This is a genomic window from Microcoleus sp. A003_D6 (assembly GCF_036702825.1).
Classification (GTDB): domain Bacteria; phylum Cyanobacteriota; class Cyanobacteriia; order Cyanobacteriales; family Microcoleaceae; genus Microcoleus.
In genome coordinates, this window is sequence record NZ_JAUBWA010000125.1 from 1 (window position 1) to 21,193 (window position 21,193).

Here is a 21,193-nt window from a genome sequence, read left to right on the forward strand (position 1 = left end):
ATATAGTCCAAATAAAAGTCCATGACAGCAAATGTATTGTTTGTTACATTATACACCATAAAGTCAGGAGAGCCATAACGTGCAGCGGATGAAATGCGATAAAAACGCCAGCCTTGCTTTGCTAGACTATCAGCAGGGAATGCTGAAGTTGAGCGGCCAGCACGAAGAAATGATTGTAGTGCGGTCTAACGGTTCTGTAGAGCGGTTTGATACGCTCGATTTGGGTTTGCCGATCGGGCTGGATGCAGATATTGCTGAATTTTGCTGAAACAATTGTGCAGTTGCATTCAGGAGATGTGGTAGTGCTTTACACTGACGGGATTACAGAAGCTAAAAATATGGATAAAATGCTTTACGGTTTAGACCGGTTAATTGAGGCAGTACAGATTAATTGGCAGCGAACGACCGGAGAAATCAGGCACGCTGTAATTAAGGACGTGCGATCGCACATCGGCGAACAAAAAGTTTTTGATGACATCACATTGCTGGTGCTCAAGCAAAAATAGCTAATTGCATCTCTATTCTCAAGTTGAAAATAGATTCAGTAATCTTCCTCATCTCAAAATTTACCTCTCACATCGATATGATTCAGATTTTCGGCGATTTCATCGAGCAGTCAGTTAGCCAAGAATACTTAATACTTGGGTTTTCCCCGAGTTCGATTCCCATGAAGCAGCGGTGGCGGAACAACGGTTTGTCGGCGGATTTTCTGGCTGACTACTTGGCGACTTTTTATCCTGGAAACGAAGACGACCCCTCGACAATTGAAAGACAAGCTGAAATAAAAAGTGCTGTTAGCTACATTGCTAACGAGTTATTAGAAAATGCGATGAAGTTTAATGATGAAACCTCGGAGTACCCGATCGAAATTAAACTGCAATTAGATAGCGACAAAGTGATTTTCTCAGTTGCTAACAGTATTCATCCGCAAGCTGTGGGTGAGTTTCAGGCTTACATTCAGCAGTTGCTGACCTCCGAGCCGAGCGAGCTGTACATTCAGCAGTTGGAAAAAAATGCTGCTGACAACAACTGTACTGATTCTGGATTGGGCTTGCTGACCATGCTCACCGATTATACCGCCAAAATAGGCTGGAAGTTCAAGACCGTGCAAAAAGACCCGGAAGTAATTGCGGTGACAACTATGGTGCAATTGAGAGTATAGGCCTGGTGGGCGATCGATAAATATCTAAGGGATTTTTTTGTGTGGCAATGGAAATTAAGACAGAAGATTACCGGATCTGTTACGATCCATCAACGACAACCGCGAGCTTTGTTGGCTCTCTAAGGCTTAGCGGGCCTGCGGAGTACGCGCCAATAGTGCAGTTGCTGGGCGAGGTGGCAGATGTCGAACCGGCGAAAATTACCCTCAATTTGCAGCAGTTAGAGTTTTTGAACAGTTCTGGCATCAATATGCTGTCAAAGTTTATTATCGAGGTGCGCAAAAAAGCCGGGGTGCAAATCGCGGTACAAGGCTCTCAACGCATAGCTTGGCAAGGTAAATATTTGAAGAATTTGCAGCGCCTGATGCCGGGATTGCAGTTGGAATTATTATAGACACACGATTACTTTTATTGTGCGGGCTGTTGAGCAATTTTCTGTTAGTCGAGGCGCCAATTCTCGGGTTATGCTGGAAGAAGAACCATCTAGAGAACACCTACTTTTAGAGATAGAAAGATTGCGCCAGCAAGTGGAAGACTTGAAGGAGGAAAAAGCGGATCTGGAAATCTTGCTGGAAACTACTGCTGAACATTCCGATACGGTTGAAACTGAGTGGCGATATCGGGCATTGGAGGCGGTGCGGGAAGGCGAAATCAAGCTAGCTCAATTTTTGGAAGCGATTCCGATTGGCGTGGCCGTGCTCGATTCTCAAGGCAGACCTTACTACATCAATCACGCGGGACAGCAGTTATTCGGTCAAGGGGTTTTGCCGTTAAATAACGTTAATGATTTTTCAGAAACTTATCAAATTTATATCGCGGGAACTGATACTATTTACCCTTCCGAAAAATTGCCCATCGTCCGAGCTTTGAGGGGCGAAAGCGCGACGGTTGATGATATGGAAATTCATCAAGCCGACAAGAAAGTTCCCCTGGAAACTTGGGGAACGCCAATTTTTGACGACACGCGCAAAGTTGCTTTTGCGATCGCAGTTTTTCAAGATGTTACGGAACGCAAACAATCTGAAACAGAGCGCCATAATTTTATTAATAAACTATTTGAACTCAATCAAAATTTGGAAAAATCTCTGGATGCCGAATCAGAATTAACTGATGCCTACGGGCGATTTGTGCCTCATCAATTTCTAAATTTGTTGGGATATGAAAGTATTATTGATGTCAATTTAGGCGACCAAGTGCAGGAGGAAATGTCGGTGCTGTTTGCGGATATCCGCGACTTCACGACGCTTTCGGAAACGATGACGCCGCAACAAAATTTTAATTTTATCAATGCTTACCTTTCGCGGATGGAGCCTGCAATTACTAGCAATAACGGCTTTATTGACAAATACATCGGCGATGCAATTATGGCTCTGTTTAGCGACTATGCAGATGATGCAGTGAAAGCGGGTATTGCGATGCTAAATGTCCTGACTGATTACAACAAACACCGTCAAAGTGTCGGCTACATCCCGATTCAAATTGGCATTGGTATCAATTCGGGTTCTTTGATGCTGGGGACAGTCGGCGGCAAAAGCCGAATGGACAGCACTGTGATTAGCGATGCTGTTAATTTGGCATCTCGCATTGAAGGATTGACCAAAGATTACGGCGTACCTCTGTTAATTTCTCACCAGACTTTGGAACGGTTGCGAAATCCGGCTGATTATGCTATTCGGATTGTGGATAAAGTACAGGTAAAAGGCAAATCTCAATATGTCGTAGTCTATGAAGTATTTGATGCCGATCCTGCGGAAATTCTGTCTGCCAAGCTAGCGAATTTGCCTGTATATACTGAAGCTATGTTACTGTGCGATCGCAAGGAGTTCCGGGAAGCGGGAAAATTGTTTGAAGAGTGTTTGCGGACAAATCCGAGCGATCCGGTAGCTCGCATTTACCTGAAACGCTGTCGGGATTGGCGATCGCTCCTCAAAGGAATTTAAAGCAAGTCATTAGTCATTAGTCAACACATCAGACAGTTTTTGATTGCCAACTGTAGAATGACGGTTCCAAGGCGATCGATATCAGGGCAACCCTTGCCGAGGCAAAGGATATGGGAAAACCAAGAGTTTCAGACTAGGAACTCAAAACGCCAGGGGAGGCGATCGCACTCGCAGCCTCAGAAATCAATCCGGTTTCTGACTATATTGCTCGTTAATAAACCTAGAAGCTTTGCGAAAAACCAAGTTTCTAGCCCGCCCATGAATAAACCCTGAAACTCTGCGGAGTTTTGTGATAATATAATGAGTAATTTGGAGTGTCAAAAAAAGACGATGGGAATCAACAAGCAGCAGCCTAGAATATTTATAAAACCTTCAGTGATTAAAGCGATAGCTCTGTTCTGTCTGTGCTGCTTGTTAACTGCAAGCTGCGGACAGAGAACCAATCGCTCGCCTAATTCGACCGGCGAAAATGCTAATAACCGCGTGACTATTGGCACAACCTTGAAATTGCGGACGATCGACCCTGCGGACGCTTACGAAATTATATCAGGGCAACTGCTGCAAAATTTGGGCGATACTCTCTACACTTACAAGTCGGGAACTACTGAGTTAATTCCCCACTTAGCGACAGCAATGCCAAAAGTTAGCCAAGACGGATTGACATATACAATCCCCTTGCGTCAAGGCGTTATTTTTCACGACGAGACACCGTTTAACGCCGCAGCAATGGAGTTTTCCTTGCAGCGGTTTATCAAAAATGGCGGCCGTCCGTCTTTCTTGTTGAGCGATGCAGTAGAATCGGTGAAAGCTACGGGCGAATACGAATTAACTTTTCAACTCAAAAAGCCTTTTGCTGCTTTTCCTTCCCTGTTGACATTTGCCGGTATTTGTGCAGTTTCTCCGAAAGCTTACGAGATTGGGGAGGGTAAATTTAAACCCGATACGTTTGTAGGAACTGGACGCTACAAGTTGGCGAAGTACGGCAGCGATTCTCTCAAGTTTGACGTGTTTGAAAAGTATTGGGGAGAAAAACCCGCTAATCAAGGAATTGACCTTTTGCTGCTTTCTAGTTCGTCAAATTTGTTCAATAGTTTTCGGACTGGTGGAGTCGATGTGGCTTATTTGTCTCTGGATGCAGACCAAGTTCGCAGCTTGGACGAGGGAGCAAAACAAGGGAAATGGCAGGAAATCGCGGGGGAAAGCAGTACGGTTAGTTACATGACGCTGAATACCAAATCTAAACCGCTGGATAAGTTAGAAGTGAGACAGGCGATCGCCGCAGCGATGGATAGGCCCCTGATTAACGATCGCGTACTGCGGGGACAAGCACAACCGCTTTACAGTCTGATTCCCACAACCTTCGACGTTCAAAAACCGGTTTTTAAAGAACTGTACGGCGATGCTAACACTGCAAAGGCTAAGGAACTTTTAACGAAAGCGGGATACTCGGCCGCAAATCCTTTTGTCCTGCAAATTTGGTATCCTTCAGCTTCCACAAAACGAGCTTTAGTGGCGAGTACGATCGAGGCGCAAGCTAAACTCAAAATGGACGGGATAATGCAGGTAGAAATTAACAGCGTTGAATCTCCGACTTTGTTTCAAAACATAGAGAAGGGGATTTATCCTGCGGTTTTAGTTGATTGGTATGCCGACTTTTTCGACGCCGACAATTATATTCAGCCGTTTTTGGATTGTGCCACAGGTTCGGCGGCTGGGGGCTGTGAAAAGGGTGCTAGTCAAGGTCAGGGTTCGTTTTATTATAGCGATCGGGTAAATCAACTGATCGACAAACAGCGCAAAGAACCAAACCCGCAAACCCGCAAAGCCCTTTTTGCTGAGATTCAAGATATACTAGGTCGAGATGTACCTTTCATCCCCCTTTGGCAGGATAAAGACTATACCTTTGCTCAAAAAAACGTGACGGGTGTCCGTCTGGAACCGACGCAATCCTTTCCCTTTTGGTTCCTGAAAAAGCAATAATTCTTTACAAGAATTGGCTGGATTTGAAACATTCATAATTATTGCATATTTTGTGCAAAATAGGGTGATGATTGTCACAGTTTATCGAAGAGACCGATCACCCTACTCTCTCAAAAGATGTGGGATATTATTAAAAGGAGAGAGATATTGTTGAGGGTGGTATATGAAATTTGGAATTTTAACAACAACAGGGCTGCTAATTGCGATCGGTTTTGCCTCTGGAGTCAAAGCAGAAAACGTATCACAAGTCAAGCAACTATTAGAAACTAAAAAATGTAGCCAATGTGACTTGACAGGAGCGCAACTTGCTGGTATGAATCTCAGCGGAGCAGACTTGAGCGGAGCAGACTTGAGCGGTGCAAATTTGAACGGCGCTAACCTCAACGAAGCCAAACTGAACCAAGCAAATCTCAAACAAGCTAAATTGCAAGGTGCGAGTTTAATTGGGGCTAAAATGCACGGGGCTAATTTGGAGGGTGCTGATTTGAGCCGCGCTAACCTGAGTCTGGCGGGTTTAGTAATTGCCAGTTTGAAAAATACCAACCTCACCAGCGCTAATTTAATCGGCGCTAATTTAGAAAGTGCAGATTTGGCGGGTGCGAACCTGAGAAATGCTCGCCAGTCTGTAGCGAATTTAGCAAATGTCAGCCTCAGAGGTGGCAGTTTGTCGGGAATAGACGTACAGGGAGTCAACTTGCGGGATGCAAATTTGACCAATGCAAATTTGAACGGTGCAAATTTGAACGGTTCGGACTTGACAGGTGCTAATTTAAAGAATGCCAATATGGCAAATGTAGATTTGAAAAACGCTTCTTTGCCGTAGGACGATCGCCACTTGCTATATCAAATTCCGGTGATTAACCAGCTTAATATAATGTAGGGGCAATTTGAGAATTGCCCCTACATTTTTAATTGTAGGATTTATCTGGTTTCCGGTCGCTGCGTGGGTCAATCGATTTTAGATTTTAGATTTTAGATTAAAGAATTGAAGCATTGACCCCACGGATAAATTCGGGGGCGCCTTTATCGGATACAGGTTTTTTATTTCTCCACGGATGAATCCGGGGGCTTGTATCCTGGATGCTTTCGGTCATTGTTCGGTGTGCGAAGCTTTTCCCGGCATCTGCGATTGCTTCATAATTATGATGTCGGATCAATCTTCCTCGCGAGCATCTTGGGCGAAGCGGATAATGTCATCATCGCCAAGGTATTCACCATTTTGGATTTCAATCATCACTAGGGGAATAACGCCTGGATTTTCCACGCGGTGAGGAGTATTCATGGGAACGTAGGTTGACTGTTTCTGCATGAGAATCGTCTCTTTGTCGTCGCAGATAACTTTAGCGGTACCGGAGACGACAACCCAGTGCTCGCTGCGGTGATAGTGCATTTGGGTGCTGATGTGATGCCCCGGTTTGACTTCAATGCGATTGATCTTGTAACGATCGCCCGCGTCTATGACTGTCACTTGACCCCAAAACCGGGTTTGTGTGCGATCGTCAATTTTTTCGATTGTGTCCACTGTTTCCACCATCCTGTTTATCTCGCTAACGGTGTCTGTAAAAATATCTGTAGTTGAAAGTATAGCAGGGATAGGGTAAGTGCGTAAGTGCGTAAGTGCGATCGGCTTCTGCAAGCTTCGCTAACGAGATCGTTTCTGAATTTTATCCTAGAATCCAGCTTTATGAAATTAATCGCCATTCGCGAGCATCCACAAACTGAGACAAATGCCCCACATTGGTTGTAGCAATCACCACCTCATTTCCTTGATTTGCTAATAATATTGCTTGAGCCGCCAGAATCACATCGCCGTCAAGTGAATTGGGATCTGCCGTTGGCCTTCCCCTCAGTCGCGCATCCGCCCACAACTGAGCCGCTAAAAGCATTACTTCTGTGGAAATAGGAAGGTATTCAATCCCTGTTTTGAGTAAATCAAGCTGTCGGATACCTGTCACCTTACCAGCACGAATTAACTCGCGTCGAACTTCATAATCAGCAAGTTCAGGGAGCACAGCTTTGTAGCCCCGTGACGGTAAAGAGTTCAGCCAAAATCTGCACTCCCGGCAAAGGGGTGTAGCTCTGGGATTTGTTATCATTCCCAGAGGGCCTGAATCTAAAATTACAAATCTGCTCATAATAATGATTCAGTTAAATAGAAACACCACCTTCATCTAAAGCCTTACTGAGAATTTCCCAGGTTTCTTTTTGCTCCTGTTCATCTCCTTCTTCATCCCACGAGCGCAGCATTTCGCTCAAAGCTTTCTGCCTTGCTGCATCCACAACTGGATCGGGGTTTTTCAGATCGTGCTTAACTTTTTCCCAAGCATCTACTGGTTCGGCTTTAATCATCACGCTTTCGCGAAACAGGCGAATAATCTCTAGTAAATTCGGCCAGTATGCTTGAGGAATTTTATCAATCTCCAAAACGAGCCATTCCATAGACGCTTTGGGCCCTGAAACAGAGCTAGCTGGAGGAGATTCGGTTTCTTTCCCCGCTACAGAAATAGCTGGGGATGCTTCCGATAAAACAGAGCTAGCTGGCGGGAGTTCGCTTTCTTTTACTTGTTCAGGCATAATTATCTCCTTGCTGTCACTTACTCTTTAGTTTACCAAAATAGTCTATGTTGAAATTTGTTACTCGTTAAAACTTGAATTTTACTGCTGGATGGATCGCCATTCGCGAGCATCCACAAACTGAGATAAATGCCCCACATTTGTTGTAGCAATCACCACCTCATTCCCGCCCTTTGCTTCCAATATTGCTTGAGCCGCCAGAATCACATCCCCGTCAAGTGCATTGGGTTCTGCTGTTGGCTTTCCTCTCTTTCGTGCATCCGCCCACAACTGAGCAGCTAGAAGCATTACCTCCGTAGTCAAAGGACGGTAGGGGATTTGCGATTTAAGTTCATCAAGTCGTCTAATCCCTGTCGCCTTACCTGCACGAATTAATTCGCGCCTTACCTCATAGTCAGCAATTTCAGGAAGCATTACAATGTAACCTTTTAGTGGCAAAGATTGCAGCCAGAGTTTACCCTCTTGATATAAAGGAGAGGCGGCTTTGGGATTTGTAACAATTCCTAAAGGCCCAGAATCTAACAATACTATTCTGCTCATGGACTATATATGCACCGGGTTTTCTTCTAGTGCCTTGCGGAGAACTTCAGCGGTTTCTGTTTGTTCCTGTTCATCTCCATCATCTACCCAAGACTGTAGCAGCTTGCTCAGAGCTTCGTGCTGCTGTAATGGATCGATAGTTTCTGGTTGTTCATCATCATCATCTCCTTCCTCTCGCCACGATCGCAATAATTCGATCGCAGGTTGATTTCTTTTGATCCTTTCCTCCTTTGACAGTTTAGTAAAATCTACGTTTTCGGGTGTCTGGGCGGGTTCCGATAATCCGGGCTTAACTGTCACGGTTTCCAGAAATAACCTCATCATTTTAAGCAAATTCGGCCAATATTCTCTCGGAGTTTGTTGAATTACACTGAGAAACTCTACCATTTCATTGCCAATGCGAGGTTCTGGCGTTGAAGTTGCTGTCGCTGGACTTTCACTGATTAAAGCTTGTTCAGACATAAGTTTTTTTCTCCTTTGTCGGATTTATTTAAATCAGCGGGTCGATCGATATCCTGGATGGGAATTAGAGATTGGCGATCGAACTCGCCTCTACATATATTGTAAACAAAAGACCGGGAATGATTAATCCAAATCATGGGAATTTCTTGAACCGCAGATGTCAGCGGATGAACACAGATGTACGCAGATAAATTAATTCTATCTGCGTACATTTGCGTTTATCTGCGGTTCAAAATAACCCTCTCAGTAAGCTTCGACGATATTACTTGCTCAACACACCATCGGGAATTCCCAAAATATCCTCAATTCGAGGCATATCTTCCAAAGCAATCACTCGCCCTTCATCCTCAAAACCCGCAATTTGATCGAAATTCAAATACCGATACAAATCACCCGCAAAAGGATCGATTCTCTTCGACACAATGTCATTGTATTCTTGGACTGTAGGAATGCGACCTAACAGCGAACAAACAGCCGCCAATTCCGCCGAACCGAGATAAACCTGTGCATCTTTGCCCATGCGGTTGTTAAAGTTGCGAGTAGAAGTTGAAAACACCGTCGTCGCATCTTTAACCCGCGCTTGATTGCCCATACAAAGACTGCAACCGGGCATTTCTGTACGCGCTCCAGCGGCTCCAAAAATGCTGTAATAACCTTCTTCTTTCAGTTGCTGTTCGTCCATCCGAGTTGGCGGACAAATCCACAGGCGAGTTTTCACTTCCCCTGCACCTTCCAACACCTTCGCAGTGGCGCGGTAGTGACCGATATTTGTCATGCAAGAACCGACAAATACTTCGTCAACCCGATCGCCCGCAACCTCACTCAACAACTTAACATTATCCGGGTCATTCGGAGCAGCCACAATTGGCTCTTTAATATCGTTCAGATCGATTTCGATGATTTCAACGTATTCCGCATCAGCATCCGCCTCCATCAACACCGGATTTGCCAGCCATTCCTCCATCTTCGCCACCCGGCGCATCATCGTCCGCGCATCTTCGTAGCCCCGCGCTACCATATTTTTCAGCAGCGCGACATTGGAACGAATGTACTCGGAAACAGTCTCCACGCTCAATTTAATCGTGCATCCGGCGCAAGAACGCTCGGCCGACGCATCGGTCAATTCAAAAGCCTGCTCGACCTTCAAATCGGGCAAACCTTCAATCTCCATAATCCGCCCCGAAAAGACATTTTTCTTATTCTGTTTCGAGACTGTCAGCAAACCTTTTTGAATTGCTACATAGGGAATTGCATTCACAACATCCCTGAGCGTTACTCCGGGCTGCAATTCGCCCTTAAATCTGACTAAAACTGATTCCGGCATATCCAAAGGCATGACGCCCAAAGCAGCAGCAAATGCTACCAATCCAGAACCAGCAGGAAACGAAATTCCTAAAGGAAAACGTGTGTGAGAATCGCCGCCGGTTCCTACTGTATCCGGCAATAACATTCGGTTCAGCCAAGAGTGAATAATGCCATCTCCCGGCCGCAAAGCTATACCTGCCCGCTGAGACATGAAATCGGGCAATTCATGGTGAGTTTTGACATCCACTGGTTTCGGATAAGCGGCGGTGTGGCAGAAACTTTGAATTACCAAATCGGCGCTAAATCCCAAACAAGCAAGTTCTTTTAATTCGTCCCGCGTCATCGGCCCGGTGGTATCTTGCGAGCCGACTGTTGTCATGGCTGGTTCGCAAGATGTACCGGGACGAACGCCGGACAAACCGCAAGCTTTGCCTACCATTTTTTGTGCCAAAGTGAAGCCTTTGCCGGTATCTACTGGGATTGTAGGGCGGGTAAAAATAGTGCTGGGTTCTAGTCCTAAAGCTGCGCGGGTTTTGTCGGTTAAAGTGCGTCCAATTAATAGCGGAATTCGGCCGCCTGCGCGAACTTCGTCTAGAATTGTGTCGGGTTTGAGGGTGAAGGTGGAGATGATTTCTCCGGCTTCGTTGGTGATTTCGCCTTTGTAGGGATGGATGGTAATTACCATTCCTGTTTCCATTTTGGAGACATCGCATTCGATCGGCAAAGCGCCGGAATCTTCAGCCGTATTGAAGAAAATCGGGGCGATCGCACTTCCCAGAATATAACCGCCGCTGCGCTTGTTCGGCACAAACGGAATATCATTGCCAATATGCCACAGCACGGAATTAATCGCCGATTTCCGCGAGGAACCGGTACCGACAACATCGCCGACGTAGGCTACGGGATGGCCTTTTTGCTTCAATTCTGCAATGGTTTGCAGAGCTCCGGGCATTTTACTTTCCAGCATTACCAAAGCGTGCAGGGGAATGTCCGGCCGCGTGGTAGCATGAGGTGCTGGCGACAAGTCGTCAGTATTGGTTTCTCCAGGAACTTTGAAGACTGTAACGGTAATCGCTTCTGGCAACACAGGGCGACTGGTGAACCACTCGGCATCCGCCCAAGAATCGACTACCTGCTTGGCGTAGGGATTGGTATCGGATAAAGTCAGAATGTCGTGGAAAGCGTCAAATACTAACAGCGTTTTGCTCAAGGCCCGGGCTGCGGTGGCGCCAATGGCCGTTTCGGCATTAGGATTGAGCAAATCGATCAAAGAGTGGACGTTGTAACCGCCCATCATTGTCCCCAGCAGGTAAACTGCCCACTTGGGAGCAATTAGGGGGCTGTGGATTTCGCCTTTAGCAATGCCTGTTAAAAAACCAGCTTTAACGTAGGCAGCGCTGTCTACTCCGGGCGGGACGCGATCGCGCAGTAATTCTATTAAGGCTTCCTCTTCCCCTGGTGGCGGATTTTTCAGCAGTTCGCAAAGTTCGGAGGTTTGGTGGGCGTCTAGCGGCAGCGGTGGAATTCCCAAAGCGGCTCGTTCGGCTGCGGTACGGCGGTAAGATTCAAGCATTTCTCCTGTCTCCTCGGATAGTATTCGGTGGTTGGCAAGCCGGTGACTTTACTTTTGAGGTTGGGAGATTCCGCTGCACATTGGGTAAAGTACCTCGCTATAGCTAGTAAAAGTATAGTCATTTATTGCATGACATGGGAGGCGTTAAGTCCCTCCCCTTTCTGTTTTACTTTGAGCGGATTAACCCGCCTCGGCTGAACTACGCAGCTCCCTATCCCATCGCTGAAAGCATTTGGGATTGCTTTTCTAAGAATGTTGTACGAAGCATTCACATCGGAATTAATTAACCGACCAGTCGATGTTTTATACAATCCTCGTGAGATCCGTTTTCCAGTGAATACAGGCTCTTTTTCTGTTTTTCCATAAACAGGAATTGGGTCTAATCCCACAAAATTTGCTCTGGATGTGTAGGATTCCTCCTGTACAATTACCGTGATTCCTACCAGCCGAGCTTTGTATTCTAACATCTCAATTAATCGAGAGTGAGGAATGCTGACGAAATTTTGGTTTGTTTGTTTTCCTAGATTGATATCGGTTTTCCACTGTGCATTTTTGCCAATGACTAGCGTTCCAATTTTGTTCACTACCAAATGGTCAACGATCGCACGACTAGCATGATGCAAGTAATTATCAACTTTCTGATTGCGACAGCGAGTTAATCGCTGAATTCTGGGCGAGGTTTGACGATTTCCTTTTAACTGGGATTGCAATCGGGATTTGCGTTTATTGTAGAACTGGTTAATCGATTTTAATGGTCGCCCGTTAATCAACAAAGGGATAAATCCCGGTTGATTTGAAGTTAGCGCTACTAAATTGTCCAGTCCTAAATCAATACTAGCTACAGAGTTGGCATTGCTGATGGTGGACTCCGGTTCATCGTAAATTACCTCAATTACATAGGAATCGCATTTGGGAACCAATCTAACTTGGCAAATGCGATCGGGATTCACCTTGGTTTTAATTAAAAAATCTGTACCCGAAAGTTTAATAATTCCTTTTTTTAGGAATTTGCTGCTAATTTCTTGAATCGTGTAGGCGAGAAGGTTTCGCCCTTTAGTTTTATCTTTGTACTTTGGCAATTTTGGGCGACTCGTGAATTTTGAAGGGTCAGCTTTGTAAGCTTTAACGGCTTCAAAAAACGATTTCCAATTCTTGTCTAAGATTATCAAGATTTGCTGACTTACTTTGGCAGGCAAAGCCTTGTACGCTTCATGAGACTTCATCAAGCGGTTCATTTCATTGTAACTAACATAACCCCATCCATAAATAAAGCTCTGACGAATGACGTAATTGGCGGCATTGTAAAGGTTTTTGGACAAGAAAGCTAGTTCGTCTATTTGGGCGAAACGGTGTTCCGTTGATTTAATGATGTGCCTCTCTGTTAGCTGCATTTGAGACTTCCGTTCTTTGAGTTGTGCGTATTCCTTGTTCAACACTCATAGCGATATGATACCATTATTGTTTATAATTACTTATAAACTCAATGAAGTTTTACAATACAATTTCTGTCGGTCAACTTCTAGTTTTGTTGCCATAATATTTTTTAGTTGGGCGGGGGCGGGTTTGCGAGACTATTGGTTTTAGGCAATTATTGTTTGTAAAACCCGCCTCTACAAAGGGGGGCGGGTTTGCGAGACTATTGGTTTTAGGCAATTATTGTTTGTAAAACCCGCCCCTACAAAGCCCTCCTCGCATATTATTGTTTTTTTGCTCTCTTTCTTACTTAACAACTCCCAATTAACAAATATGGCGGTATGAATCAAAAGGCAGTCCCGTCCGCCGCTTGACATCAACGACTGATTTGTATGCGCCTTTTCTCTGCCTTTCTATAACTATTTTTTCGGCAACAACCCGATCTAAACCGCTTTCGATCAACTCTTCCGGCGAAAGAATGTTTAACCGTTTCCAAGTAAACTGCGATTCTTTTAGATAATTGTAGCTGAAGCAAATCATCGGGGCGATACGTCTGACGTGACTTTCGGGAACTCCGGCTATTTCTGACAACTCTTCGGCGTAGGTAAAAATGTAGCCTTCGTTTTGCAAAGATTCAATATCGTTGGCGTAGACGATCGGCAAACCCAAGATTCTGACCATATCGTCTTTGGTACACTCGTTAATATCTATTTTGCCGCGCACATTTGCTAGTTCTTCGGCATTTGTCGCAGTTGCAGGAACCAGTAAACCTCTGGGTGCGGTTTTGATGAGATAGCGCTTTTTCAAACTAAAAGCAGTGACAATTTGAGCGATCCAAACAAGCGTGCCAAAATTAGCAGAAGAAGATAGTGCTAGTGCTGCTAAAGTAATGCCAACACCCCATCCCATCCAACTGCGAATATTTGACTTTTGGCCTGCATAGGCGATCGCCAATCCGCCGAAGTAGGGAATAAAAGCATACCACACCCAGTTGGGAGTTTGACGCAGCCAGTATAAATCTTGAGACACTTTAATTTTATCCTTAAATAGTTGTGCTCTCACACTTTCTTATTTCACTCCCACTTTTTTAATAGTGGGCTTTTTTCTTCCTTCTTCCTTCTTCCTTCTTCCTTCTTCCTTCTTCCTTCTTCCTTCTTCCTTCTTCCTTCTTCCTTCTTCCTTCTTAATTACAATTCTCGCAGGAGTTTTTGGCGTTTTTCTTCATATTCTTCGGCAGTAATTGCGCCCATATCGTAAAGTCCTTTCAATTCTGCGATCGCCCCGGTTACATCTTTTGCCTCTCTGAGGGCATAGCCAGACGGCAACATTCCGCCATTGTACTGTACCTGAAAAGCTTGTTCCGACATCAGCAGCAGGCCGATAAAATCGAAAAATGCGATCAGTGACGGAATTAATGTCCAAGAAAATAGCAAGTATAATACCCCTGCTAAGTTGTTGCCCAAATAAAACTTGTGAACTCCGAAACCTCCTACAAAGAAAGCTAATACAACTGCTACGGTTTTATCTTTTACCATTTTTACTTTCCCCAGTTTTTTTATTTGAACTTCCGCGATCGACCTTTAACGATCGAGCTAAGTAATCTTACTGATTTTTACTCATTTATTTGGGTTTTTGCGAAACTTAGACATCGCAAAATACAGCAGAACTATACCGGCTTGAGCCTGTAGAACCACCAAGTAGCCTCTCAAGAAATAATTGAGTTCGCTGCCTGAATTCAGAGAAAATATTAAAATGCCCAAGGCTGCGTAGGGTGCGAAACGCATCCAACTCGGCGTTCCCTCTAACTTGCGGCTGTTCAAATTGCTCATTAGTGCGACCATCCACAAAAACCGGACAAGATATTACTTCTATCTTAAGACAAGTTTTTCCGTGTGACTTCAAGATTTGCGAATAAATTTAAGATCGGGTGCGCTGGGCGCACCTGCCGAACTCGCTAATTATCAAAATCGTGAAAAAAGCAAGGTTAATTCACAATTATTAACAACCGCCCGAATTAACTCGCGCCGCCGCCCAAAAGAAACAGACTCAGGAGAGTACCGCTGTTCCAAAGACTGTGGAGAAGCATGGGAGCGAGGAGATTGCGCGATCGCGTGTACACAAATCCCAAAACCGCACCCAAAGTCGCCAAAGGCAGAATCTCAGAGACACTCAAGTGAGCGACAGCAAACAAGAAAGCAGAAGCAGCGATCGCCCCCGAAACAGGCAAATAGCGAGTCAGAGAAGGCAGTAGAAAGCCCCGAAACACGATTTCCTCAAAAACCGGAGCGGCGATCGCAGCAGTGCCGAAAAACACCGCCAAAGCCACGTTGTCCCTACCTTCGAGGACGATCGGCAAAATCGGATTGCTGCCACCTTGTCCCTGCCACAATTGCTGATTGATCAGCGACACCAAAACTACCAAAGGCAAAGCAACAAAATAGCCGCCAAACCCCCACAAAAACCAATTTCCCCGCCAATTAATCCGAAACCAACCTTGCGGCAAAGGCAAAAACGACTTGACCGAAAAATACAGTACCGAAAGCCCCCCAGCCGACAGCAACAAATAAGTAGCAAAGATATAAAAAGCCTTTTCGCGCGGGTCAAAAGTAGCAGGATTGAGTTTCAAAACAGCCAGAGAAACAGGCAGCAACAAATAGGGAATCAAGATTTGCCCGACAAAGAAAAAGCCGACCACAAGCACCTGCCAAACAATCTCGCCATCCCAAGGCACATCCCAAGTCAAGCTCGCATTTCGCGCCAACAGCGGCCCCGAACCTGCTGCATCTAACTGCTTTCGCTGCAACAGCCACTGCACGGTCAAACCAACCAGCAAAACCGTGCCAATACAAAGTGATATCGCCGGAACGCCAACAATAAGTGCCAACTTTTCCACAGCTTGCTGGGCCGTTGCTTGCTCTGCTGCTTGCAGCGCCACCAGCTCTTTAGAACGTTCTTGCAGCTTGTAAAGTTGAGCGAGAGCGCGATAGCGAAACCAGCCGTCCAAAGACTTTTGAATGCGCGGCTCGGCATCCGGCAGCAGTTGAGCCGGATTGCTCCAAATTCCCGTTAAAACTCGAGCAGTAACTGCCGAAGAATCGTCATCAATTTTAGATTTGTAGCGCTCAACTAAATTTTTCCAAGTTTGGATCGCAGCCTCAGTTTTGCCGCTGCTTGCCTGCAAAATTCCTAAGCGCAAGTCAAGTTCGTTTAGCAGCACTGACTGTTGATTTGCCGACTCTGACAAAGCCTTTTCTCGATCTAGTTTCAGATTACCATCTTCAGACTTGGAGGCGACGGGCGACTGAATTGCTTTAAATTGTGCTTGATTTGTATCGAGAGTTTTTTGAGTCGAGTCTCGCGCTTCTTGATACTGCGTCAAAGCTGTATTTAAAGGATCTGCACCGACAATATTGTTGCGCGCCGAACTTAAATTATCACTCTGATTATTTTCTCCTTGCCACTCCGAGGCATGAAGCAGCAAATTTGTCTGGTAGAGTTCCAGCCGGCTTTGAATTTGCGGCTGGTTCCAACTAGCAAGTAAAGATAAACCGACCAGGGCGATCGCGATCGCCGTTAAAATACCTAAAATTACCCGCTTCAGTGTCATGCTTGCTTTTCCGTCCCGCGCGAATTCGTGGCTAAGTCTTTTCCGTCTCTAATCATAGGTCGTTGCAGCCGAGAGTATCCCCACAACTGGTAAAATTTCACTGGCTAATCTTTTTGACTCGCCTCGCACCCGAAGACTGGGTAAGGTGCGCACCGCGCACCCGCAGCGCGGTAACAGGCTAAATCTAAAATCTAAAATCTAAAATCTAAAATCGAATGACTCGCATTATCTTAGTCCGTCACGGCAAAAGCACCTACAATCAAGAGCGCCGCATCCAAGGCCGCCTCGATAAATCGATTTTGACAGAAGCAGGCCGCAGCGCCGCCCTGCAAGTAGGCGAGACACTCAGCAGTATCGCCTTTGATGCCGCGTACACAAGTCCCCTGCAACGAGCCAAAGAAACAGCCGAAATCATCCTGTCGCGCTTGACAAATCCGCCACAACTCCAGCCAACTGATAATTTGATGGAAATCGATTTGCCTCTGTGGGAAGGAATGCTGCGCCAAGATGCGATCGACCAATTCCCCGAAGCATATCAGCAGTGGCAAAAACAGCCAGACAAATTTTCCATGAAACTACCTTCAGCAGAAGGAGAAGTCGAACACTTTCCGGTATTGGCAATTTTTGCTAACGCCCGTCATTTTTGGCAAGAACTTTTATCGCGCCACCAAGACGGCACAATTCTAGTAGTAGGTCACAACGGAATCAACCGCGCGCTCATCGCCACCGCGTCGGAAATTACCCCGGATTACTATCAATCAATCCAACAGTCAAATTGCGGAATTAGCGTCCTTAATTTTGGATATTCCCCGATTACCACCGACGAGCCAGGAGAGCCAAAAAAGAAAGTTCCAGTTCAATTAGAATCGCTGAATTTAACTTCCCATACCGGAGAAATTTTCCCAAAACCGAGGGACGGACACCGGGGGCCGCGCTTGTTGCTGGTGCGTCACGGCGAAACAGACTGGAATAAAGCAGGTAAATTTCAAGGTCAAATAGACGTACCTCTCAACGACAACGGCCGCGAACAATCCCGGCGGGCGGCAGAATTTCTCAAAGATGTAAAATTAGATTTTGCCATCAGCAGTTCGATGCTGCGCCCGAAAGAAACTGCGGAAATTATTCTCAAATATCACAGCGATTTGCAACTGCAACTCCGCGACGAGTTGAGGGAAATCAGCCACGGACTTTGGGAAGGAAAGTTTGAATCAGAAATAGAACAATCCTATCCGGGTTTGCTCGATGAATGGAAAACATCTCCTGAAAATGTGCAAATGCCCGAAGGAGAGAATTTGCAGCAAGTTTGGCAGAGAGCGATCGCAGCTTGGCGAGAAATTGTACAATCTGTTTCTGGTACTGGAATTGTGGTGGCTCACGACGCCATTAACAAAGCTATTCTCTGCCATCTATTCGGTTTGGAACCGGAGCATTTCTGGAAGTTCAAACAAGGAAATGGGGCCGTTAGCGTGATTGATTATCCCCACGGCCCCGATGGTTTGCCGGTATTGCAAGCGATGAATGTCACAACTCATTTGAGCGGCGGCGTTTTCGACCAAACAGCCGCCGGAGCACTCTAATTAGTAAATTGCTGAGCGCGAACCCGTAGCGGAAGGAACACCGCTACGCTTCGCCCGCCTGAAAAATAGACCTCTTGCAAAAGTCCTTTTAATCAAATTTTGGGACGCTGCTCAAAGCCCATCCCACAAGAAAAAAGATTTTTGTGGAACGGGCATCTTGCCCGTTCCAGCTATTTTTGCAAGAGGTCTAATGTTTAAATTTTGATAACAACCCCGTCCGACGCTTAGGAAGTTCTTAACTCCTGAAACTAATACGGTCGATTGCTTATTCCTTCTTCCTTCTATCCGTTACATCCGTTACATCCGTTACAAAATCCGTTGCCGAACTTTCTTCTGCTATATGAGCCGCGAACTGCTACAAAATGTACGAGTGCTAGATCCAGTTTCAGGGAGCGATCGCATCGCTGATATTCTGATTGCTGAAGGTAATATCAAAGCAGTTGAGGAAAAAATTGCTGAGTTTCCCGCTGACACGGAAGTGCGGGATTGCCGGGGACTGATTTTGGGGCCGGGGTTAACTGATATCTACAGTCACAGCGGCGAACCCGGTTTTGAGGATCGAGAAACCCTGGAATCTTTGATGCAGGCTGCTGCGGCTGGCGGTTTTACGCGAGTGGCGATTTTGCCGGATACCTCGCCGCCTGTTGACAATTTGGCCGGTTTAGCTTTGTTGCAGCAACATATCCGCAATTTGTCGATCGGGCTGCCGCGTTTGTATTTTTGGGGCGCTCTGACAGCGGGCGTTAAAGGGCAGCAGATGGCTGAGTTGGGGGAGCTGGCCTCCCCTGCGATAGTTGGGTTTGCGGACGGTTTGCCGCTGTCTAATCCGGCTCTGGTGAGGCGTTTGCTTGAATATATCCAGCCTTTGGGCAAGTCTGTGGCTTTGTGGCCGTGCGATCGAACTTTGGCAGGAAATGGCGCGGCGCGGGAGGGTGCGGTGTCGGTGCGCTTGGGTTTACCGGGAATTCCGGCGAGTGCGGAAACTTCGGCTTTGGCGGCAATCCTTGAGTTGGTGGCATCTGCCGGCACTCCGGTACACATCATGCGCGTTTCTTGTGCCCGCAGCGTGGAATTGATTCGGGATGCGAAGGCGCGGGGTTTGCCGGTGACTGCAAGTGTGACTTGGATGCACTTGCTGTTGAATGTCGGGGCCATTTCAGGTAACTCTAAAGATTCCGGCGGGAAAAATGCTCTGACTGCTTCGTTTGGCTACGATCCGAATTTACACCTAGAACCGCCGTTGGGCAATCTCAGCGACCAATTAGCGCTGATTCAAGCTGTGAAAGATGGCGTAATTGATGCGATCGCGATCGACCACAACCCGCATACTTATGAGGAGAAAACTGTGGCTTTTGCTGATAGTCCGCCCGGGGCGATCGGCTTGGAATTAGCTTTGCCTTTACTGTGGCACGGACTGGTAGAAACAGGCGAATTTTCGGCTTTAGAACTGTGGCGAGTGTTGAGCTCCGGCCCCGCCGTTTGTCTCGGACAAACCCCCGCCACGGTTGCACCGGGAGTCTCTGCTGAGCTGATTTTGTTCGACCCGGAAATGAGTTGGACTGTTGATGGGCAAAGTCTGAAGTCGCGATCGGCAAATACGCCTTGGTTGGGACAGCAATTAGCGGGAAAAGTTGTGCAAACTTGGATTTATTGACCGTTGCAATTTAAATTCATCTGTTGTAGAACAGGCATCTTGCCTGTTTCAAAAAGTAGCACAGGCATCTTGCCTGTTTCAAAAAGTAGAACAGGCATCTTGCCTGTTTCAAAAAGTAGAACAGGCATCTTGCCTGTTTCTGGGACTGCTGCACGAGGTGACTCAGAAAAGAAGATAAATACATGATTGCTGCTTTTGATTCGTGGAATTCTCCACCGCAAAACCTGACATTGGATCAGGGCGAAATTCATGTTTGGCGCGTCTCTCTGGCTCAAACAGAATCTTGCTTGCAGAGTTTACAACAGACTCTCTCTACAGACGAGCGGACAAAAGCCGACGGTTTTTACTTTCCCAAAGGTCGATCGCAATTTATTATAAGTCGTGGCGCCCTGAGAGCCATTCTGAGTCGCTATCTTAACATAAATTCTCACATTTTGCGCTTTGACTACAATCCCTACGGCAAACCCTCTCTCATCGCCGCCCAAGGTGGAAATACCCTGCGTTTCAATTTGTCTCACTCTGGGGGAATGGCTCTAATTGCTATTACCAAAAATCGAGATATTGGTGTCGATATTGAAGGCATAAATCCCAACTTTCCTTATCTGGAGATTGCTGAAAAGTTTTTTTCAGCATTAGAAAGCTCTGTGCTGCGTTCGCTCCCAGAGCATCTCCGACCCACAGCTTTTTTCACCTGCTGGACTCGCAAAGAAGCCTATATCAAGGCAGTCGGCAAAGGACTTTCTATTCCCCTGAATCAGTTTGATGTCACCCTCGCACCAGGAGAACCAGCAGCGCTGTTAAATGTTCAAGAAAACCCCGAAGAAGCATCGAGATGGTCTTTAATAGAATTAATTCCCAGTTCAGATATGGTGGCCGCTGTTGCGGTTGCAGGAGATTGCTGGAAACTTCATTGTTGGGAGTGGACAGGGGAGTTTTGAGTTATGGTTCGTATCATTTGCCAAAATCACCTTGGCTTCAACTCAACAGAAATGACTAAAAAAATGCAACTGTATGCCAGATCAAATTCCATACAAAATCTCAGATATAAAATTTCAAGTCTAAAATCCTATGAGACTGTTCTCTTCTTTAGGACGCCGGACACTCGACGCTCATAAACCCGGTGAATCAGTGTATTTATTGTTACTAAAATCAAGATAGTTCCGATCGAGCGCGTTTCTCACTTAGAGACAAAAAAAACCGGATTTTGAGTGAATGTTATACCAATTTAATGTGAAGTTGCACATATCTCGATCCCCCTAAATCCCCCTTCTTAAGGGGGACGAAAGAGAAGAATCTTGTCCCCCCCTTATTAAGGGGGGCTAGGCAGGGTTGATTAATTGTCATCCTAGAAATAGGTACGTAGTTGGGCTTTAGCCCTCTTGAGACGTATATAGAAAGAGGGCTAAAG

General features: G+C 46.0%; 21 protein-coding genes and 1 pseudogene. 9 read left to right on the top strand and 13 right to left on the bottom strand.

Features of this window, described 5'->3' with window-relative positions; all coding sequences use genetic code 11:
• Positions 1-76: 76 nt before the first annotated feature.
• The 6 genes and pseudogenes from QUB70_RS32795 to QUB70_RS26180 all read left to right on the top strand — a co-directional run.
• A pseudogene (locus QUB70_RS32795) lies at positions 77-506 on the top strand (PP2C family protein-serine/threonine phosphatase); the annotation flags it as partial.
• Positions 507-583: 77 nt separating this feature from the next.
• A complete protein-coding gene (locus tag QUB70_RS26160; RefSeq protein ID WP_332984398.1) occupies positions 584-1,162 on the top strand; it encodes a DUF6272 family protein in 579 nt (192 codons plus the stop codon).
• Positions 1,163-1,209: 47 nt separating this feature from the next.
• The gene (locus QUB70_RS26165; RefSeq protein ID WP_332984399.1) at positions 1,210-1,554 is read left to right on the top strand and encodes a slr1659 superfamily regulator; all 345 of its coding nucleotides are present in this window, start codon (positions 1,210-1,212) and stop codon (positions 1,552-1,554) included.
• A 70-nt stretch (positions 1,555-1,624) separates the two neighbouring features.
• Positions 1,625-3,100 (top strand): adenylate/guanylate cyclase domain-containing protein, encoded by a 1,476-nt coding sequence (locus QUB70_RS26170; RefSeq protein WP_332984400.1) that lies wholly within the window; start codon positions 1,625-1,627, stop codon positions 3,098-3,100.
• A 330-nt stretch (positions 3,101-3,430) separates the two neighbouring features.
• Positions 3,431-5,080 (top strand): ABC transporter substrate-binding protein, encoded by a 1,650-nt coding sequence (locus tag QUB70_RS26175; protein WP_332984417.1) that lies wholly within the window; start codon positions 3,431-3,433, stop codon positions 5,078-5,080.
• A gap of 163 nt (positions 5,081-5,243) precedes the next feature.
• Positions 5,244-5,903 (top strand): pentapeptide repeat-containing protein, encoded by a 660-nt coding sequence (locus tag QUB70_RS26180; protein ID WP_332984401.1) that lies wholly within the window; start codon positions 5,244-5,246, stop codon positions 5,901-5,903.
• Positions 5,904-6,233: 330 nt separating this feature from the next.
• Here QUB70_RS26180 and QUB70_RS26185 read toward each other — a convergent pair whose 3' ends face one another.
• The 13 genes from QUB70_RS26185 to QUB70_RS26245 all read right to left on the bottom strand — a co-directional run bounded on the left by QUB70_RS26185 (position 6,234) and on the right by QUB70_RS26245 (position 16,554).
• The gene (locus tag QUB70_RS26185; protein ID WP_442927832.1) at positions 6,234-6,614 is read right to left on the bottom strand and encodes a cupin domain-containing protein; all 381 of its coding nucleotides are present in this window, start codon (positions 6,612-6,614) and stop codon (positions 6,234-6,236) included.
• Between the two features lie 148 nt (positions 6,615-6,762).
• On the bottom strand, positions 6,763-7,215 hold the full coding sequence (locus tag QUB70_RS26190) for a type II toxin-antitoxin system VapC family toxin (protein ID WP_332984402.1): 453 nt from the start codon (positions 7,213-7,215) through the stop codon (positions 6,763-6,765).
• 13 nt (positions 7,216-7,228) lie between these two features.
• Positions 7,229-7,654 carry a hypothetical protein gene (locus tag QUB70_RS26195; RefSeq protein WP_332984403.1) on the bottom strand — a complete coding sequence of 142 codons (426 nt, stop codon included), beginning with the start codon at positions 7,652-7,654 and terminating at the stop codon, positions 7,229-7,231.
• 81 nt (positions 7,655-7,735) lie between these two features.
• On the bottom strand, positions 7,736-8,194 hold the full coding sequence (locus QUB70_RS26200) for a nucleic acid-binding protein (RefSeq protein WP_332984404.1): 459 nt from the start codon (positions 8,192-8,194) through the stop codon (positions 7,736-7,738).
• Positions 8,195-8,197: 3 nt separating this feature from the next.
• Positions 8,198-8,656: a hypothetical protein gene (locus tag QUB70_RS26205; protein ID WP_332984406.1), complete on the bottom strand. Its 459-nt coding sequence runs from the start codon at positions 8,654-8,656 to the stop codon at positions 8,198-8,200.
• Entirely contained in the window at positions 8,638-8,868 is a 231-nt protein-coding gene (locus tag QUB70_RS26210; protein ID WP_332984407.1) for a hypothetical protein, read from the bottom strand. The genes QUB70_RS26205 and QUB70_RS26210 overlap by 19 nt, the downstream gene beginning before the upstream one ends.
• A gap of 50 nt (positions 8,869-8,918) precedes the next feature.
• Positions 8,919-11,534: a bifunctional aconitate hydratase 2/2-methylisocitrate dehydratase gene (acnB, locus tag QUB70_RS26215; protein ID WP_332984408.1), complete on the bottom strand. Its 2,616-nt coding sequence runs from the start codon at positions 11,532-11,534 to the stop codon at positions 8,919-8,921.
• Entirely contained in the window at positions 11,468-11,656 is a 189-nt protein-coding gene (locus QUB70_RS26220; protein ID WP_332984409.1) for a hypothetical protein, read from the bottom strand. The genes acnB and QUB70_RS26220 overlap by 67 nt, the downstream gene beginning before the upstream one ends.
• On the bottom strand, positions 11,657-12,925 hold the full coding sequence (locus QUB70_RS26225) for an RNA-guided endonuclease InsQ/TnpB family protein (protein WP_332984419.1): 1,269 nt from the start codon (positions 12,923-12,925) through the stop codon (positions 11,657-11,659).
• Between the two features lie 346 nt (positions 12,926-13,271).
• Positions 13,272-13,976 (bottom strand): helix-hairpin-helix domain-containing protein, encoded by a 705-nt coding sequence (locus tag QUB70_RS26230; protein ID WP_332984410.1) that lies wholly within the window; start codon positions 13,974-13,976, stop codon positions 13,272-13,274.
• A 158-nt stretch (positions 13,977-14,134) separates the two neighbouring features.
• Positions 14,135-14,482 carry an NINE protein gene (locus tag QUB70_RS26235; RefSeq protein ID WP_332984411.1) on the bottom strand — a complete coding sequence of 116 codons (348 nt, stop codon included), beginning with the start codon at positions 14,480-14,482 and terminating at the stop codon, positions 14,135-14,137.
• An 81-nt stretch (positions 14,483-14,563) separates the two neighbouring features.
• Positions 14,564-14,776 carry a hypothetical protein gene (locus QUB70_RS26240; RefSeq protein ID WP_332984412.1) on the bottom strand — a complete coding sequence of 71 codons (213 nt, stop codon included), beginning with the start codon at positions 14,774-14,776 and terminating at the stop codon, positions 14,564-14,566.
• A gap of 185 nt (positions 14,777-14,961) precedes the next feature.
• Entirely contained in the window at positions 14,962-16,554 is a 1,593-nt protein-coding gene (locus QUB70_RS26245) for a CPBP family intramembrane glutamic endopeptidase (RefSeq protein ID WP_332984413.1), read from the bottom strand.
• 215 nt (positions 16,555-16,769) lie between these two features.
• Between QUB70_RS26245 and QUB70_RS26250 the strand changes: the two genes are divergently transcribed.
• The 3 genes from QUB70_RS26250 (at position 16,770) to QUB70_RS26260 (ending at position 20,723) form a co-directional block, all read left to right on the top strand.
• Positions 16,770-18,131 (top strand): histidine phosphatase family protein, encoded by a 1,362-nt coding sequence (locus QUB70_RS26250; RefSeq protein WP_332984414.1) that lies wholly within the window; start codon positions 16,770-16,772, stop codon positions 18,129-18,131.
• 340 nt (positions 18,132-18,471) lie between these two features.
• Complete coding sequence (locus tag QUB70_RS26255) at positions 18,472-19,785, top strand: dihydroorotase (RefSeq protein ID WP_332984415.1); 1,314 nt, start codon at positions 18,472-18,474, stop codon at positions 19,783-19,785.
• Between the two features lie 182 nt (positions 19,786-19,967).
• Positions 19,968-20,723, top strand: coding sequence for a 4'-phosphopantetheinyl transferase family protein (locus tag QUB70_RS26260; RefSeq protein ID WP_332984416.1), 756 nt, complete (start codon positions 19,968-19,970; stop codon positions 20,721-20,723).
• Positions 20,724-21,193 lie beyond the last annotated feature (470 nt).